The organism is Polynucleobacter sp. JS-JIR-II-b4, from assembly GCF_018687815.1.
Lineage (GTDB): Bacteria > Pseudomonadota > Gammaproteobacteria > Burkholderiales > Burkholderiaceae > Polynucleobacter.
Genome location: NZ_CP061306.1, coordinates 228,454 through 245,462, shown reverse-complemented (window position 1 = coordinate 245,462; position 17,009 = coordinate 228,454). Strand labels below are relative to the sequence as shown.

Annotated in this window: 15 protein-coding genes; 5 read left to right on the top strand and 10 right to left on the bottom strand. The window is 46.3% G+C overall.

The features are described 5' to 3' along the window. Positions 1 to 8 precede the first annotated feature (8 nt). From ICV90_RS01305 to ICV90_RS01280, 6 genes are all read right to left on the bottom strand, one after another. Entirely contained in the window at positions 9 to 1,286 is a 1,278-nt protein-coding gene (locus ICV90_RS01305; RefSeq protein WP_215359023.1) for a glutamate-5-semialdehyde dehydrogenase, read from the bottom strand. An 18-nt stretch (positions 1,287 to 1,304) separates the two neighbouring features. Further along, entirely contained in the window at positions 1,305 to 2,366 is a 1,062-nt protein-coding gene (holA, locus tag ICV90_RS01300) for a DNA polymerase III subunit delta (protein WP_215359021.1), read from the bottom strand. 14 nt (positions 2,367 to 2,380) lie between these two features. Further along, a complete protein-coding gene (gene lptE / locus ICV90_RS01295; RefSeq protein WP_215359019.1) occupies positions 2,381 to 2,908 on the bottom strand; it encodes an LPS assembly lipoprotein LptE in 528 nt (175 codons plus the stop codon). Between the two features lie 13 nt (positions 2,909 to 2,921). Next, positions 2,922 to 5,594 carry a leucine--tRNA ligase gene (gene leuS, locus ICV90_RS01290; protein WP_215359017.1) on the bottom strand — a complete coding sequence of 891 codons (2,673 nt, stop codon included), beginning with the start codon at positions 5,592 to 5,594 and terminating at the stop codon, positions 2,922 to 2,924. 42 nt (positions 5,595 to 5,636) lie between these two features. Beyond that, the gene (dapB, locus tag ICV90_RS01285; protein ID WP_215360292.1) at positions 5,637 to 6,437 is read right to left on the bottom strand and encodes a 4-hydroxy-tetrahydrodipicolinate reductase; all 801 of its coding nucleotides are present in this window, start codon (positions 6,435 to 6,437) and stop codon (positions 5,637 to 5,639) included. A 68-nt stretch (positions 6,438 to 6,505) separates the two neighbouring features. Next, positions 6,506 to 7,222: an outer membrane protein assembly factor BamE gene (locus ICV90_RS01280; RefSeq protein WP_251367759.1), complete on the bottom strand. Its 717-nt coding sequence runs from the start codon at positions 7,220 to 7,222 to the stop codon at positions 6,506 to 6,508. A 49-nt stretch (positions 7,223 to 7,271) separates the two neighbouring features. Between ICV90_RS01280 and fur the strand changes: the two genes are divergently transcribed. Continuing rightward, complete coding sequence (fur, locus tag ICV90_RS01275; RefSeq protein ID WP_215360288.1) at positions 7,272 to 7,724, top strand: ferric iron uptake transcriptional regulator; 453 nt, start codon at positions 7,272 to 7,274, stop codon at positions 7,722 to 7,724. 136 nt (positions 7,725 to 7,860) lie between these two features. On the opposite strand, the gene gap is transcribed toward fur, so the two are convergent. Together gap and tkt are read right to left on the bottom strand one after the other, a co-directional pair. Then, complete coding sequence (gene gap / locus ICV90_RS01270) at positions 7,861 to 8,889, bottom strand: type I glyceraldehyde-3-phosphate dehydrogenase (RefSeq protein WP_215359015.1); 1,029 nt, start codon at positions 8,887 to 8,889, stop codon at positions 7,861 to 7,863. A 42-nt stretch (positions 8,890 to 8,931) separates the two neighbouring features. Beyond that, positions 8,932 to 10,923: a transketolase gene (tkt, locus tag ICV90_RS01265; RefSeq protein WP_215359013.1), complete on the bottom strand. Its 1,992-nt coding sequence runs from the start codon at positions 10,921 to 10,923 to the stop codon at positions 8,932 to 8,934. A gap of 43 nt (positions 10,924 to 10,966) precedes the next feature. On the opposite strand from tkt, the gene ICV90_RS01260 reads away from it, so the two are divergent. Next, positions 10,967 to 11,728, top strand: coding sequence for a 16S rRNA (uracil(1498)-N(3))-methyltransferase (locus ICV90_RS01260; RefSeq protein ID WP_215359011.1), 762 nt, complete (start codon positions 10,967 to 10,969; stop codon positions 11,726 to 11,728). A gap of 33 nt (positions 11,729 to 11,761) precedes the next feature. Here ICV90_RS01260 and ICV90_RS01255 read toward each other — a convergent pair whose 3' ends face one another. Further along, a complete protein-coding gene (locus ICV90_RS01255) occupies positions 11,762 to 12,382 on the bottom strand; it encodes a barstar family protein (protein WP_215359009.1) in 621 nt (206 codons plus the stop codon). A gap of 128 nt (positions 12,383 to 12,510) precedes the next feature. Further along, the gene (locus ICV90_RS01250; RefSeq protein WP_215359007.1) at positions 12,511 to 14,832 is read right to left on the bottom strand and encodes an NADP-dependent malic enzyme; all 2,322 of its coding nucleotides are present in this window, start codon (positions 14,830 to 14,832) and stop codon (positions 12,511 to 12,513) included. 105 nt (positions 14,833 to 14,937) lie between these two features. Here ICV90_RS01250 and thiL point away from each other — a divergent pair, with 105 nt between their 5' ends. From thiL to ICV90_RS01235, 3 genes are read left to right on the top strand one after another with little or no spacing between them, the layout of a single operon-like run. After that, on the top strand, positions 14,938 to 15,960 hold the full coding sequence (gene thiL / locus ICV90_RS01245; RefSeq protein WP_215359005.1) for a thiamine-phosphate kinase: 1,023 nt from the start codon (positions 14,938 to 14,940) through the stop codon (positions 15,958 to 15,960). After that, positions 15,960 to 16,520 carry a phosphatidylglycerophosphatase A gene (locus ICV90_RS01240; RefSeq protein ID WP_215359003.1) on the top strand — a complete coding sequence of 187 codons (561 nt, stop codon included), beginning with the start codon at positions 15,960 to 15,962 and terminating at the stop codon, positions 16,518 to 16,520. Before thiL ends, ICV90_RS01240 begins: the two co-directional genes overlap by 1 nt. Further along, positions 16,520 to 16,999 (top strand): CinA family protein, encoded by a 480-nt coding sequence (locus ICV90_RS01235; protein WP_215359001.1) that lies wholly within the window; start codon positions 16,520 to 16,522, stop codon positions 16,997 to 16,999. The genes ICV90_RS01240 and ICV90_RS01235 overlap by 1 nt, the downstream gene beginning before the upstream one ends. The last annotated feature ends 10 nt before the right edge of the window (positions 17,000 to 17,009 follow it).

The following is a 17,009-nucleotide window of genomic DNA, read 5'->3' as shown; positions in this document are numbered from 1 at the left end:
TTTTTACTTTAGGTCCGAATCTCACCATGACCCATGACCACATACTTCAATGAGGTCAATCCATCAAGGCCAACAGGGCCACGGGCATGCAATTTGTCATTAGAGATGCCGATTTCTGCCCCTAAGCCATATTCAAAGCCATCTGCAAAGCGAGTGCTGGCATTGACCATCACACTGGCGCTATCCACTTCACGCAAGAAGCGATCGGCCTGCGCTTTGTTATTAGTAATAATGGCATCCGTATGTTTGCTGCCATATTGCTCAATATGATTCATGGCTTCATCGATATTAGCCACTGTCTTAATAGATAAGATGGGAGCCAAGTACTCAGTTTGCCAATCCTCCTCTTTGGCATCGACCAAATTCTGAAAGCCATTTGCTTCAAGGGTTTTGCGAGTCAAGCCATCAACCCGTAACTCCACGCCTTTATCTTGATAAATCTTGCAAAGCGTTGGTAAGACTTTCTGTGCAATATCTTGATTCACCAACAAAGTTTCCATCGCATTGCAAGGTGCATAGCGTTGAGTCTTGGCGTTATCACACACCTTTACTGCCATTGCTATGTCCGCATCAGCATCTATATAAGTATGACAAATTCCGTCCAAGTGCTTAATCATCGGTACACGCGCTTCATCCATAAGACGGGCAATCAAACTCTTACCACCACGAGGCACGATCACATCAATATATTGGGTCATGGTGATCATCTGGCCGACGGCGCTACGATCGGTAGTAGTTACCACTTGCACAGCATCTCTAGGTAAGCCAGCAGCAGCCAGACCCTCTTGAATAATCTGCGCCAAAAAAGTATTTGAATCAATTGCTTCCGAACCACCACGCAAAATCACGGCATTGCCGGACTTTAAGCATAAGGCGGCCGCATCAATAGTGACGTTTGGGCGAGACTCATAAATGATGCCAATAACACCCAAAGGTACACGCATCTGTCCTAACTCAATGCCGGAAGCCTGCTTTTGCAAAGCGGAAATTTTGCCAATCGGATCATCCAAAGAAACAATTTGCTCTAAACCCAAAGCCATGGTTTCAATCGTTTTAGGACTCATAGTTAGGCGATCAACAAAAGCAGGATCTTGTCCATTGCCTTTTGCGCGCTCTACATCCACTTGATTAATCTTCTGAATTTCAGCGGCCTGCTGACGAACTACCTTAGCAATATGCAATAAAGCCTGATTCTTTTGCTCGCTTGATGCACGTGCCATCGCACGCGAAGCCGCACGCGCTCGCATCCCAATGTCTTGCATCATTTCTTGAATGGGTGAACTCATTTCTTAATCTCTTATTTCTTAACGGAGTAAATTTCCAACTAAACGCAAACCATCCCATGGATCGGCAGGCAATTCAGCCGCATACAAACCCTTTACTTGGCGATCTAATCCTGCCGCAACCTGCATCGCTCTTCGCAACTTGAGGGGCTGAACCCTTCTCAATGCTGCTGGGTATAAACGCTCTTTATTTCCCCAAATTCGGTTGGCCCGCATCAAGTTCTGCACTGATTCGCCAGCATCGCTTGCAGCCTTCAATTTAGATAGTATCCGAAGCTCTTCAGTTACGCTCCACAGAATCAATACCAGCGGCTCACCCTCGCCTTTGAGGCCATCCAGCATGCGATTGAGCCTAGCCAGATCTCCAGCCAGCATTGCTTCAGTCAGCTCAAAGACGTTGTAGCGCGCCACCTTCAAAATGGATGACCGAATTTGCTCCTCAGTCAATTTTCCTACGGGGTATAACAACCCCAACTTCAAAATTTCTTGATGAGCAGCGATGAGATTGCCTTCTACCTGATCAGCAATAAATTCAAGTGCGCGCTGACCTTCTGGACCCGGCTCTACTTCTTGATTTTGGCGCTTAAGTCGTCCAGCGATCCACTGCGGCAAATGACTGCGATCCAAAGAATCAATCTGAATCGCCATACCAGCATCATCTAAAGCACTAAACCACGCAGAAGTCTTAGTCTTACCATCTAAACGGGGCAACACAATACAAACAACGGTATCTGGACCATCTGACCCAACAGCTTGAGAAGCAATTTGAGTGGCAAATTGTTTTAAAGCGTCAGCCCCATCGCGACCAGGTTTACCGGTCGGTATTCGTAACTCCACCCAACGTTTGTCGCCAAACAATGACATGGTTTGACCGGCATTTAACAAAGCGCTCCAATCAAAGCCACGCTCTTGCAATAAGACTTCACGCTCAGTAAAGTTTTGTTTCTTGGCAGCAGATCGCAGTTGATCCATAGCCTCCATCATCAACAGAGGCTCATCACCACTAAATACATAGAGTGGCAACATTGCACCACCAGAACTCAAAGACTTGAGGTGCACTTGTAAGGCATCAACTTTAACCATGCCCTAATTCATCTCTAGAAAGATTTTGCTTGCGGCGCTCTTGCAGCAGCCGATACACGACGTAAAATCTGAGTCGCCAAATCTTTGCGCATCAGAGTTAAGAACTGCTGAATTTGAACGTCAGTTGCCAACACTGTTGACACACTGAAGTCTATATCCCTGGTCATGTAGATCTCAGATTCTGGGACGATTTCAGCACCAGCCAAATCATATGCCCTAAATCCAACTCGAATATTCAGGCGATAGGCTGATACTTGACCATTGGAGTTATAAGCCAAGATCTCACGACCATTTATGTCGTTATTAATATCCAAAATGAGATCTGCATCTTTAGGATTAATCGCAACTTTTGCATCCGTTCCCGTCAAGATTGCTGCCTGCAAATCCGCTCTCAATGGCGGGGATGGATTACCTGTAATCGCAATGACCTTGAAAGGCAAGTCCACCATACCGCGCAAGCGGTAGCCGCAAGCGATCAACCCCATTACCGGGGCTGTAGCAATGAAGCCTAGCATTGCGCGACGTAGGGAATTTACGCTCATATCTTTTTTCTATTCAAGCAACAATATTGACCAAACGTCCGGGCACTACAATCACCTTCTTCGGCGCACCACCATTTAATGCTTTTTGTGCAGGCTCACTTTGTAAAGCCATGGTTTCAACTTGCTCCTTGGTTGCGTCAGCGGGTACCTTAATATCACCGCGTAACTTACCGTTAATTTGGAGCATCAAAGTCAGTTCAGTCTGCACCAATGCAGCCTCATCTACAGAAGGCCAAGGGGCGTCAAGCAAAGGGCCAAAAGATTTGGTGTAGCCAAGGTCTTTCCATAACACATGGGTCATGTGTGGAACTACTGGATAGAGAACGCGCAACAAGATACTCAGGCATTCACGCAAGACCGGCGCGCTAATCGCGGCATTCTGATCGAGCTTGATCGGCTCAAGTGTATTGAGCATTTTCATCGCAGCAGAAACAACCGTGTTGTACTGACGACGTTGATAGTCAAAGTTAGCTTGCTTCAAGATAGTGTGAACTTCACGACGCAATTCTTTTTCAGCATCGCTCAGATTATTAGGCAGGGTGTCAGATGCATCACGCAAGACACTAGCGTGACCGCTGGAATACATCCAGACTCTACGCAAGAAACGAGAGGCGCCATCTACACCAGCACCAGACCACTCCAGCTGTTGCTCAGGCGGGGCAGCGAACATTACAAATAGGCGCGCGGTATCAGCGCCATACTGATCAATCAAAGCTTGAGGATCAACGCCATTGTTCTTACTCTTAGACATCTTCTCAACACCACCAATGATCACTGGTGTATTCGAAGCGTCACCAATAAGCTTAGCGCCTTGAGGGCGGCCTTTTTCATCGAGGTCTAATTCCACATCTAGAGGATTGAGCCAAGTTTTTTTACCTGAAGCATCTTCAGAGTAGTAAGTCTCATTGAGAACCATGCCTTGGGTCAGCAAATTCTGGAACGGCTCATCAAATGTGATGAGATTGAGATCACGCATCACCTTAGTCCAGAAACGCGCGTAGAGAAGATGCAAAATCGCATGCTCAATGCCACCGATGTACTGGTCCATTGGCATCCAATATTCATTACGCTCATCCACCATGGTCTTAGCATTAGGACCGGTATAGCGCATGAAATACCAAGAGGAATCTACAAAAGTATCCATGGTGTCAGTTTCACGACGTGCAGGCTTGCCGCACTTCGGACATTTGACGTTTAAGAAGTCAGCGCGTTTATTTAGCGGATTACCGCTGCCATCTGGCACACAATCTTCCGGCAACACTACCGGCAGATCTGCCTCTGGTACAGGCACAGCGCCACATCCCGGATTGCCCTCATCACCACAATGAATAATCGGAATCGGTGTGCCCCAATAGCGCTGACGAGAAATTCCCCAATCGCGCAAGCGATAGGTGGTTTTGATTTCACCAACACCAAGCTTTTCTAGCTCTTTCGCAACAGCACTCACAGCCTCTTCATGCGATAGGCCGTCAAACTGAGCACTATTAAAGCAAACGACACCCTCTTTTTGGGCATACCAATCCTCCCAACGAGTGGTATTAAACATAGGAGATTCGCCTTGAAGCGCAATCACTTGTTTAATTGGCAAGTCGTACTTGAGTGCAAAAGTAAAATCACGCTCGTCGTGCGCAGGCACACCCATCACCGCGCCATCACCATAAGACATCAATACGTAGTTGCCAACCCAAACAGGCACAGGTTCATGCGTCAACGGATGCGTGACATACAAACCAGTAAACATTCCTTCTTTTTCTTGGGTAGCTAAATCAGCTTCAATCACACTACCTGTTTTGCATTTCTCAATGAATGTAGCGAGCGCTGGATTATTAGCGGCTGCTTGTGTTGCCAAAGGATGTTCAGCCGCTACCGCACAGAAAGTGACGCCCATGATGGTATCAGCGCGGGTAGTAAATACGTAGAGCAGACCATCTTGAATGAAATTACCATGGTCATCGGTAATCTCGTGCTTAAACGCAAAACGAACGCCACGACTTTTACCAATCCAGTTTTGCTGCATCGTCTTAACGCGTTCAGGCCAACCCAAGCCATCTAAACCAGAAAGCAATGGTTCTGCATACGCCGTGATATTGAAGTAATAACCAGGGATCTCGCGCTTCTCTACTAAAGCGCCAGAGCGCCAACCACGACCATCAATCACTTGCTCATTTGCTAAAACAGTTTGATCAATTGGATCCCAATTCACCACTTGCGTTTTGCGATAGGCGATACCTTTTTCGAGCATCTTTAAAAAGAGCCACTGATTCCAACGATAGTAGTCAGGACTACAGGTAGCCACTTCACGTGACCAATCGATCGCTAAACCCATCGCAGCCATTTGCTTTTTCATATAAGCAATGTTGTCGTAGGTCCATTTAGCGGGAGGAACTTTATTTTGTATCGCTGCATTTTCTGCAGGCATGCCAAAGGCATCCCAACCCATAGGCATGAGGACGTTATAGCCCTGCATGCGGAGCTGACGTGCCATCACATCGTTAATGGTGTAGTTGCGTACGTGCCCCATGTGGAGCTTGCCAGATGGATAAGGCAACATTGAGCAGGCGTAGTACTTTGGTTTCTGCTTACCCTGCGCATCAACTGCGTTCTCGGCTACTTGATAGACTTGTGCACTTTCCCAATCAGCTTGCGCTGCCGCTTCAATACTGCGGTAGTCGTAATCCTTGCTCATTCTTCGACAACTCTTTTCTTCTATTTTTGATTGATTGACTAATTATTTACGTAAGCCGAGAACATCTTGCATATCGAATAAACCAGCACTTTGGTTTTGCAAGAAACGGGCTGCACGCAATGAACCTTGCGCATAGGACTGACGACTTGAAGATTTATGACTAATCTCAATACGTTCGCCATCACCTGCAAATAAGACAGTATGGTCACCAACAATATCGCCACCACGAATCGTTGCAAAACCAATTGAGCCTTCTTTGCGCTCACCCGTATGACCTTCACGGGCATACACAGCAACGTCATCGAGCTTTTCACCTAAAGCATCCGCAATCACTTCACCCATCTTGAGTGCAGTACCAGAAGGAGCATCCACCTTATGCTTATGATGAGCCTCAATAATCTCAATGTCATAACCTTGATTGAGCATTTTTGCAGCGATCTCTAGCAACTTAAAAGTCGCATTCACACCCACACTCATGTTTGGCGCAAAAACGATCGCTAACTTTGCTGATGCATTTTTCAAGCTCGCAATTTGATCGGTAGTTAGGCCTGTTGTACCGATAATCATTTTGGTGCCGGTCTTTTCGGCAACAGCCAAATGGGCCATGGTGCCCTCAGGCCTGGTGAAGTCGATTAAGAATTGTGCATTAGCTAAAACCTGGGCAACATCAGAGGAAATCAGTACGCCAGTTTTTTTGCCCAAAAAGGCGCCAGCGTCTTCACCCAACTGTGGGCAAGCATTATGCTCAAGCGCACCAACCAACTGTGCATCAGTTGTATTGAGAACGGTCTCAATCAACATCTTACCCATACGCCCTGTTGCGCCTGCTATTGCAATCTTCATCATTTTTCTTCGCTTCTGATTAAAAGTTGCTGAAGAAACTCACTTCAGCATCAACACATAAGTAATTTTTACTTGGCTTCACTAGCCTGCGGAACATTAAGAGCGCCAGGCCCTAATGGCTCAGGCTGAACATTTGGATCCTTTTTAGAAAAACTAAAATAGTCCCAGAATGAACTGCTAGTATTAGCTGGCGGTATGGCTACACCAGCCGCTAAATTATCCGTTTTACTTGGCACCATGAGTTCAGGCTGCTGCAATGGTGGGGTAACAGGTGGCTTATTGGTGCCCGTGATGACTTCCCAGAACGAACGCTTGGTTTTGGCGTAGTTATCAATCTCGGCAACCATCTCAACTTCTGTAGGCAAAGCATCACCTTCAAACTTCACCACTTTGTCGCCATCAAAGAACACTGTGACATGACGATCTTTGCCCATGACCTGACCAGCGCGCTTAAATTCAAAAATATAGTCCCAGCGATTTGCGTGGAAGTAACTTGCTAATAATGGTGTGCCTAAAATTTGACGCACCTGCTCACGCGTCATGCCTAACTGCAACTTAGCGTACTGCTCGCTAGAAATGAAGTTGCCTTGCACAACATCGGGGACATAAGGTCTAAAAATCTTATTCATCCAAGCGCGTTGAGTTTCATCAACTGCGGTAGAGCATCCAGTTACCCCCAGCAAACCAAACAAGGCAAGAGCGATTATTCCCAATCGGATTGGTGAGTAAGTACCCTTCAGAACCGGGTTCAAAAGACGGGTAAAAAGTTCAAGGCAATTTTGCATGGCTGGCCGTATCATTAAGACATTGATTTTAGCTCCCAATGCCATAAATATGACCCAAAACCCTACCCCTGAAGATTTACGCGATATTGGCCTAAAAGCTACCGGTCCAAGGATGAAAATCCTCGATTTTTTTCATCAAAACGGTGGCACGCACTTTAGCGCTGAAGATGTCTTTATGGCCTTGGCCAAAGAAGATAAAGAGATCGGTTTGGCAACGGTTTACCGGGTGCTGACCCAGTTTGAGCGGGCTGGCCTCCTATTGCGAAGCCATTTTGAATCCAGTAAAGGCGATAGCAGGGCTATCTACGAACTCAATGAGGGTCAGCATCATGACCATCTGGTTTGCATTGATTGTGGCCATGTTGAGGAGTTTGTGGACGAAGCTATTGAAAAAAGGCAGCGCGATATTGCCAAAAACCTCGGTTTTAAGCTCCAAGAGCATGCTTTGGCCATGTATGGTCACTGTCTAAAGAAGAATTGCCGCAACAAACAAGCTAAATAAAACAGTCAAAATAAGCCATTTTTGGCGCTTTAGCAGCAAAAAAGACCTCAAATTGAGGTCTTTTTTACATAATTAAGCCTAAAAGTACGATTTAAGCGTTTTTTAGCAACTTTTAGATGCTCTTAGCTATTTTTTCTTACTTTACAGCCATTAATGCTTCTGCAGCATTCAGCATCTGCACTGAATAACCCCATTCGTTGTCATACCAAGCCAATACTTTTACCAACTTGCCATCTGCAGAGACGCGAGTTTGGGAGGCGTCATAAATACTTGGTCGTGGGTCGTGGTTAAAGTCGATGGATACCAATGGCAATGTATTGAAGCCCAAAATACCTTTGAGCTCTCCCTCGCTAGCGGTCTTGAGAATGGCATTCACCTCATCGACGCTGGTGGCACGACTTGCAGCAAAAGTCAGATCCACAACGGAAACATTGATGACTGGTACGCGCATTGCGAAGCCATCAAAGCGACCTGCCAAAGCTGGCAGAACTAAACCAACCGCCTTAGCAGCACCCGTCTTCGTTGGAATCATGCTGGTAACAGCAGAGCGCGCACGACGCATATCCTTGTGATACACATCTGTTAACACTTGGTCATTAGTAAATGCATGAATCGTAGTCATCAAACCAGATTCAATACCAATCTTTTCTAAGAGCGGTTTAACTAATGGAGCCAAACAGTTTGTTGTACAACTAGCATTAGACACAACAACATCGCTTGGCTTTAATACATTTTGATTTACGCCGTACACAATAGTTGCGTCTACATCTTTTTCACCAGGGGCAGAAATCAAAACTTTCTTCGCGCCCTGCTCGATATGGATCATGGCTTTTTCTTTTGAAGTGAACTTACCAGTACATTCCAAAACTAAATCAACGCCCAAATCGCCCCATGGAGTTTCTGCAGGATTACGTGTGCAGAACATTTTGATGCGATCGCCATTAACTACCATGCAATCACCATCAACAGATACATCCGCTGGGAAGCGGCCATGAGCAGAGTCATATTTTGTAAGGTGGGCATTAATAGCAATATCACCCATTGCATTAATTGCGACGATCTTGATATCACGACGTGGCTTGCCGTTTACTTGATCTTCATACAAGGCACGTAATACCATGCGTCCAATACGCCCATAACCATTAATTGCGACACGAATTGTCATTTATTTCCCCTTACTAATATTGAATTTACTTTGTACTGTGATTTATTTCTTTGCGACGCATTGTTTAACTGTCTTCGCAATCTGATCAACCGTTAAACCAAAATATTCATATAGCACTGGCGCAGGTGCGGACTCACCAAAGGTATCCACACCATGAACTGCTGCGCAACCATACTTCCACCAGAAATCACTCACGCCCGCTTCAACTGCAATGCGCGGAGTATTCGCAGGCAATACTTTTGCTTTGTAGGCAGCATCTTGTTGATCAAAGACAGTGGTTGATGGAATTGAAACCACTCGAATACCTAAACCTTCTTTTTCCAACTGTTGCGCAGTTTGTAATGCGAGAGCAATTTCAGAGCCAGTTGCAATAATGACTGCATCAATCTTTCCAGACGGGTCACGCAAAACATAGCCGCCGCGTGCGATTTCTTTAATTTGTGCAGGAGTACGAGATACAAATGGACAATTCTGACGACTAAAGATCAGGGCGCTAGGTCCATTTTTACGTTCAATGGCTGAGCCCCAGGCTACAGCGCTCTCCGTGGTGTCACAAGGACGCCAAACCATCAGGTTCGGTATGAGGCGTAGGCTAGCTACGTGCTCTACAGACTGATGGGTTGGACCATCCTCACCCAAACCGATTGAGTCGTGGGTAAAGACAAAAATACTGCGCAATTTCATTAAAGCAGCCATACGCAAAGCGTTACGACTGTAATCTGAGAATGTTAAGAATGTGCCACCAAATGGGATGTAACCACCATGCAAGGCAATGCCGTTCATAATGGCGCTCATACCAAATTCACGCACACCATAATTAATATGGTTACCCCATTGATCACCGCGTACAGGTTTGCATGAAGACCAATTAGTTAGGTTGGATCCTGTTAAGTCAGCAGAACCGCCCATAAATTCTGGCAAAGCAGGCGCCAAAGCTTCGATCGCGTTCTGACTGGCTTTACGAGTCGCAATGGTTTCTGCTTTAGTTTGGCAAGTTTTTAAGTACGCATTTAATGTAGATGAAAAGTCTTTAGATAAATCACCCGCCATACGACGTTGCAATTCAGCAGCAAGTTCTGGAAATTTATTTTTGTATTTCTGAAATTCTTTATTCCACTCGTGCTCTGCTGCTTGACCACGCTTTTTAAAATCCCATGCCGCATAAATATCTTTCGGAATTTCAAATGGAGCGTATGGCCAATTCAATGCAACACGAGTAGCTGCAATTTCTGTCGCACCCAATGGGGACCCGTGCACCTTATCGCTACCCGCCATATTCGGCGAGCCTTGACCAATCGCGGTCTTACAGCAGATCAGGGTTGGCTTATCGCTCTTTTTAGCCTTGGCAATCGCGGCAGATACAGCTTCTGCATCATGCCCATCAACAGCCCGAATCACATTCCAACCATAAGCCTCAAAACGCTTAGGGGTATCTTCATTAAACCAAGAAACAACTTTGCCATCAATCGAGATGCCGTTGTCATCCCACAATGCAATCAGCTTATTGAGTTTGAGTGTGCCAGCCAAAGAACATACTTCATGGCTAATGCCCTCCATCAAACAGCCATCGCCTAAAAATACATAGGTGAAGTGATCAACAATATTAAAGCCAGGACGATTAAATTCTTCAGCGAGTAATTTTTCAGCGAGTGCCATACCAACTGCGTTGGAAATACCCTGACCTAATGGACCAGTAGTTGTTTCCACGCCTGGAGTAATTCCATATTCAGGATGTCCTGGAGTTTTGCTATGCAATTGACGGAAATTTTTCAACTCTTCAATCGGCAAGTCGTAACCAGAAAGATGTAAGAGTGAATACAACAACATGGATCCATGACCATTGGATAAAACAAAACGATCACGATCAATCCAATGTGGATCTGTTGGGTTATGTTTTAAATGTTCATTCCAAAGACCGACAGCAATATCTGCCATACCCATTGGCATGCCAGGGTGACCTGAATTTGCCTGCTGTACAGCATCCATGGATAAGGCGCGAATGGCATTGGCCATACGAATTTGAAGATTTGACATCGTAAAAGTGGTCTCTGGAAAATTAATTGGCTATATTGCAGTAATGCCTCAATTTTATCTTCCCGGACCATGGGAATCCCAAAAGCCAACCGCCCTCCCCCCAGAGGTTGCCCACCATTTGCGCGTGAGACGTGTCCAAATCGGGGAATTCTTCCCGGTATTTGATGGAAAGGGGCAGGTCGCAAAGGGCGAACTCCTTTCTTTAAGCGGGAAAACAGGTCAAGTGCAGTTAACGGATATCCGCACAGACACCCATCGCGAGACACCTTATGCCATTACCTTGGCCCAGGGATTGGCTGGTGGCGACAAAATGGACTGGATTGTGGAAAAAGCAGTAGAAACTGGCGCCCAAAATATTGCCCCGATGCAATGTGAACGCTCCATCCTCAAGCTCACCCGCTCCAGCGACCTAGAGCGTGCCCAAAAAAGGCTTGCCCACTGGGAAGGCATTATTCAAGCCGCTTGCGAGCAATGCGATCGGACTGTCTTTGCCAGCCTAGAGCCCATTCAAACTTTTGAGAGTTATTTAAAGGCGACTCCAAAACCCGCACTCAAACTACTACTCAGTCCTGATGCCACGAAAAGCCTGTATTCGGTACTAATTGAAAATGACCCCCAAGATATCGTCTTAATGATCGGCCCTGAAGGCGGTCATTCACCTGAAGAAGAGGCACAAGCGCAAGCAGCAGGCTATCAATTAGTTTCACTGGGGGAGCGGGTACTCAGAACAGAAACAGCGGGTGTAGTGGCTATTACAGCCGTACACAGCATATGGAATCCAGAAATGCAAAATCGCCTCAAATAGAGGCGATTTATAGGGCTTGCAGGACTTTAGCGGTTAAGCAAAAGAATAGAAGACGCGGTATGGAGTGCGGCGCTCGGCCCAGAAATCAACGGCATCGCGGAAAACATCTAACAGCGTTTCACGAGCTTCTTTGTCAAACTTCTGAGTGCAAGGCAGTCCTTCGAGCACCACTACAAATCCAGGCTGTGGGCCAGACTTGTCTACCGTAGTAGTCAATGCATCTAACAAAGGATCGTAATTTTTTGCCTGCTGCTTAGTAAATGAGTAAGCAATCGCAATCGACTCCAAAACCTCACCTTTAGTCATTGCATTAGCGCAATTGGCATAAATGAAGTGTTGACCCAATTCAGTTGCCGCTTCCTTCAAATCAGGAGTGCGGAAAGCGCGAATGGATTGAACGATATTAGGGCGCACACTGCGCAACATTGCCGGCGGTCCGGCATCGCGAACGGCCAAAGCGGCACGCCAAGAAGCTGTCACTTTTTTCCCCGAAACTTGATTTGCTGCATAGGTTTGTAAACGAGATAAACCGCCTTCAGCATAAATGTTGGCAGCGGATGATTCGGTTTCCAGTCGATCATTGCTATCCCAACTTTCAGCACGGCTATGTTCATCGAAGCTGGCTGTATTGCTGTTTTCAGAGCGATTATTCATGATGGGTGCTAGGTTACCCGTAACACGCCATCAAATCAAGCCCAAATACAGTGCATTTTATGTAAAGCACTGATTTATATAGAAATAATTTATGTAAGTTATTACTAACTTACATAAATTACCAATTCTTAAGAAATACCTCTGGCGTTACTTGCTGCCTCTACAACCGCCAAAGTTGTCACATTCACAATACGGCGCACAGTTGCGGCCGGAGTGAGGATGTGAATTGGCTTAGCAACACCCAGCAACAACGGGCCGATTGCAATGCCATTGCCTGCTGCTGTTTTTAGCAAGTTGTAAGAAATATTGGCAGCATCGATATTTGGCAGAACCAATAGATTGGCATCGCCCTTCAGTGAAGATGAAGATACTGCACCTTCACGAATGCTGGCATCTAAAGCGCTATCGCCATGCATCTCTCCATCAACCTCTAGAGTTGGATCTGCCTTTTGGAGTAATGCCAACACTTCACGCATCTTGACTGCAGAAGGGGCGTTGCTAGAACCAAAATTCGAGTGAGACAGAAGCGCAACTTTAGGAGCTAGCCCTAACTTTCTCATTTCACTTGCGGCCATGAGAGTGAGATCTGCTAATTGTTCAGCAGTAGGATCAAGATTGATATGGGTGTCCACTAAAAATACTTGGCGACCCGGTAGGATCAAACCTGACATCGCACCATAAACATTCGCGCCAGGCTCATGTCCGATCACTTCATCAACATACTTCAAATGGGTGGCGATATTGCCAACCGTCCCAGAAATCATGCCATCGGCCATGCCCTTTTGAATCAACAGACTTCCAATCAAACTGTTGCGGCGGCGTACTTCTAACTTAGCAAACGACTGCGTTACGCCCTTACGCTCTGTGAGTGCAAGGTAGGTTTGCCAGAAATCACGGAAGCGAGAATCATTCTCTGGATTCACAATCTCAAAGTCATCGCCTGCCTTCATGCGCAGACCGAATTTCTCAATCCGATGCTCGATGACAGCTGGGCGACCAATCAAGATTGGGGTTGCAAGATGTTCATCAATGATGATCTGTACTGCGCGCAATACGCGCTCATCTTCGCCCTCAGCAAAAACAATACGTTTTTGATTTGCTGGTACACGTTTAGCAATGCTAAAGAGTGGCTTCATCAAAGTACCAGAGTGGTACACGAATTGCTGCAACTGATTGCGATACGCATCGAAATCTTTAATCGGACGTGAAGCTACACCATCATCCATAGCTGCCTTAGCAACTGCCGGGGCAATCACCGTGATCAAGCGGGGGTCAAATGGCTTCGGAATCAAATACTCTGGACCAAAGGATAGGTTCTCAATACCGTAAACAGAGGCAACTACTTCACTCTGTTCGGCTTGCGCCAATTCCGCGACAGCCTTTACTGCTGCGACTTCCATGCCGCGGGTAATCGTTGTCGCACCCACATCCAATGCACCGCGGAAGATGAACGGGAAACACAAAACGTTATTCACTTGGTTCGGATAATCAGTACGGCCCGTTGCCATCACTGCATCTGGACGAACCGCTTTTACTTCTTCAGGCAAGATTTCTGGAGTTGGATTTGCTAATGCATAGACCAATGGCTTAGGCGCCATCTTCTTCACCATGTCTTGCTTTAATACGCCACCAGCAGAAAGACCTAAGAAAATATCTGCACCTTCAATGGCTTGATCCAATGTACGCAAATCAGTGTCTTGGCAGAAAGGCTCCTTCTCAGGGTCCATCAACTCTTTACGGCCCTTATAGGCAACACCAGCTAAGTCAGTCACCCAAATATTTTTACGCTGAATACCCAAATCAACCAGCAGATCTAAACAGGCCAAGGCAGCAGCTCCCGCCCCAGAAGTAACAAGCTTTACTTCTTCTACTTTTTTACCAACTACCTTCAAACCATTGAGGATAGCGGCTGCAACCACAATCGCTGTACCGTGTTGATCATCATGAAAGACCGGAATCTTCATGCGCGCTTGCAACTTACGCTCGACCACAAAACAATCGGGCGCTTTAATGTCTTCTAAATTGATACCGCCAAACGTTGGCTCTAGTGCCGCAATAATTTCTACTAACTTATCGGGATCGTTTTCATTGACTTCAATATCGAAAACGTCAATGCCAGCAAACTTCTTAAAAAGAACTGCTTTACCTTCCATCACCGGCTTACTTGCCAGAGGCCCAATATTTCCCAAACCTAAAACAGCAGTGCCGTTCGTAATAACGCCCACTAAATTTCCACGCGCCGTGTACTTGAATGCATTTGCGGGATCTTTAACAATCTCTTCGCAAGGCGCTGCAACGCCAGGCGTGTAAGCCAGCGCTAAATCTCGTTGATTGGTTAGTTGCTTGGTTGGGGCAATTTCAATTTTCCCCGGAGTCGGAAACTCGTGGTACTGAAGCGCTGCCTCTCTTAAGGCTGCAATTTGTTGCTCTTTATTATTTTCTTTGCTCATCCACTAACTCGCTAAGTTCTGTCTTATCTTCATTTATCTAAGACTTATAAGACTTCAATTCTATTCCTCTCGGACATTCGCATCATAACCACCATAAAATGGGGCATGTCTTCCCGCTCTACCCCCCTCGGTGAATTTGACCTGATTGAACGTTTTTTCAAAACGGGTGCGGATTCAATGCGCACTAAAGCAGATCAGGGCGTTACCTTGGGTATTGGTGATGACTGCGCCCTGATCAAACCACCAGGGAATGAAGAAATAGCCATTACCAGCGATATGTTGGTGGAGGGCAGGCACTTTTTTGCTGGCACCGATCCGGCCCTTTTGGCCCGCAAAGCCCTAGCAGTCAACCTTTCAGACCTAGCGGCCATGGGGGCAAGTCCGCTAGGTTTTACCTTGGCAATTGCCATACCAAAAGTAGATGAAGTCTGGCTAGAAGCTTTCTCCAAAGGGCTTTTTGCCATTGCTAAGGAGTATTCCTGCCCCCTTATCGGCGGAGATACTACTGCAGGCCCCCTCACCATCTCTATCACCGCCTTTGGCAACATCCCTGCCGGCAATGCTATTTGCAGATCAGGTGCGAAGGCAGGCGATGATATTTGGGTCTCGGGTGCGGTTGGAGATGCCAGACTCACTCTTGCTGCACTGCGTCATGAAATAAATCTATCTAGTGAAGATTTGCAACAGATCGAACACCGCATGCATCAACCAAAACCGCGCATTGAATTAGGCATTCAACTGAGAAATGTGGCGAGCGCAGCTTTAGATATCTCTGATGGCTTGTTAGGTGATTTACGCCACATTTTGAAGCAATCGCAAGTTGATGCGCAAGTTCATCTGGATCAATTACCAAAATCGAGCATCTTGAAAAAACAAGAATCTTCTATTCAAAATTTATTTGCTGCATGCGGTGGTGATGATTATGAGCTTTGCTTTACTGCACCATCAAGCCAGCAGAAAAAAATACAGGATATTGGTAAGTCACTGAACTTGCCACTAACACTCATTGGAAAAATACTTCCGAAAAAAGATGAGAAGACAAGAGTATATTTACTAGATGTAGCAGGAGTAATACTGAGCGATTTACAAGCAGCCCCTTTCCTCAACTCATTTGACCACTTTGCCTGATGACTAAAGTTGAGCATTCCGCAGAAGTGAAACCAAACTTCAAATGGGTTTTTCAAACCGCTAGTCGTACTATTGCCTTTGGCTTTGGTAGTGGGCTAAGCCCTATAGCTCCAGGCACTGCTGGCACCCTCTGGGCCTGGGCTGCATTTCTGATGGGTGAATACTTTTTAAGTACGGCAGACTTTCTCTGGATCATTGGTGGCGGCATTTTGCTCGGCTGCTGGATCTGCGGCCATGTCAGCGAAGAGCTTGGGAAAAAAGATTTTGGCGGCATTGTTTGGGATGAAATTGTCGCGTTCTGGCTGGTGCTTATCTTCATCATGCCAGCTAATGTTTGGATGCAGTTGATTGCTTTTGCGCTATTTCGATTTTTTGATGCAATCAAACCAGGCCCTATTGGCATGATTGATCGTCACTTTAAAAATACAGCAAGTGATAGCGCGCAGCGATCAAGCTTCTTGAAAATTATTTGGCGAGGATTTGGAATTGTGGTGGATGATCTTGCCGCTGCATTTTGTACACTGCTCGCAGTAGCCTTAATACAGTTTCTCATTAGATAATGAATTCAACTGATCTCACCAAAACCTTAGCCGAGATTTTGCTCTCTAGAAACTGGACAGTATCCCTAGCCGAGTCTTGTACTGGTGGCCTTGTATCCGCTACCCTGACTGAACTTGCGGGCTCAAGCGAGTGGTTCGAACGTGGCTACATCACTTACAGCAATGAAGCGAAAACGGAGTGCCTGGATGTCCCAGCCCAGTTCATTGAGTCCCATGGGGCTGTTAGCGAGCCAGTAGCCAAGGCCATGGCCGAAGGTGCACGGATCAATTCTGGAAGCAATGTAGCTATTTCCATCACCGGTATAGCCGGGCCATCAGGCGGGGCCGCTGAGAAGCCCGTAGGCACAGTCTGTTTTGGCTGGGCCACCGAAAATCAAACCCTGACTAAAACCATGTATTTTGACGGTGATCGTCAAGCAGTAAGGCAGCAAGCAACAGCATTTGCGCTGACTGAGTTAATCGCACTACTCAGAAGTTAAGCGCAAATCC